1 protein-coding gene and 1 pseudogene are annotated in these 876 nt (G+C 72.6%); both read left to right on the top strand.

Annotated features, from left to right (window positions below):
• Positions 1-322 (top strand): annotated as a pseudogene (locus B1729_RS20240) (alkene reductase); the annotation flags it as partial.
• A gap of 9 nt (positions 323-331) precedes the next feature.
• Complete coding sequence (locus B1729_RS20235; protein ID WP_163618076.1) at positions 332-796, top strand: MarR family transcriptional regulator; 465 nt, start codon at positions 332-334, stop codon at positions 794-796.
• The last annotated feature ends 80 nt before the right edge of the window (positions 797-876 follow it).

Raw genomic sequence — 876 nt, 5'->3', positions numbered from 1 at the left:
CGGCGAGCTCGCCGGGCTCGACCTGGCCTATCTGCACGTGGTGCAGTCGTCCGATGAGGTGCTGCTGCGAGATCTGCGCGACCTGTGGCCGAGCGCTCTCCTGGTGCTGCGCGCGGGCCGCTCGCTCGACGCCCTCGGGGACGACATCGACGCGGGCCTTGCCGACATCGTGCCCATCGCGCGGTGGGCGCTGGCGAACCCCGACGTCGTCGAACGGATCCGCTCCGGTGCGCCGATGAACGACGCCGACCCGGCGACGTTCTACGGTGGAGGGGCGGCGGGGTACACCGACTACCCGGCGCTCGCGAGCATCTCTCTCTGATGAGGAACCATGGCGGCCCAGCCCACGACCCCCGACCCCGGTGAGCACGGATCGACGCTCGCCGACGTCGCGCCCGTGAGCTGGGCCGTCATGCAGCTTGCCCACGCACAGCGTTCCCTGGCGGCCCAGCGCCTGGCCACACTCGGCCTGTTCGCCGGGCAGGAGCTCGTGCTGTCGCAGCTGTGGGCCGCGGACGAGCGCTCTCAGAAGGAGCTGCGCTGCCTGCTCGGCCTCGACCACTCGACGATCGCGAAGACCGTGCAGCGGCTCGAGAAGGCCGGACTGGTGCGCCGCGAGCGCTCGGCGGCCGACGGCAGAGTCACGCTCGTGCAGCTGACTCAGGCGGGCCGTGATCTGCAGGAGCCCGTGGAGCAGATCTGGCGAGGACTCGAGGCCCGCTGGGCCCACCTCGACCCGGCCGACGCCGAGCAGCTCACGTCACTCGCGCGCTCCATGCGGGCGCAGGCCGACTGACCTCGTGCGAAGACGCGCGGCTGACGGCCCCCCGGGCGGCTGACCGTCCGCTGATCGCCCACGGCTCGCCGGCGTGACCG

Source organism: Microbacterium sp. B35-04 (assembly GCF_010634885.1).
Classification (GTDB): Bacteria; Actinomycetota; Actinomycetes; order Actinomycetales; family Microbacteriaceae; genus Microbacterium.
Note: the sequence above shows the minus strand (reverse complement) of the source record. Positions and strands in the feature narration are given on the sequence as shown.

Coding starts and splice junctions, on each gene's coding strand:
- B1729_RS20235 (WP_163618076.1), top strand. CDS start 332: ATGGCGGCCCAGCCCACGACCCCCGACCCCGGTGAGCACGGATCGACG.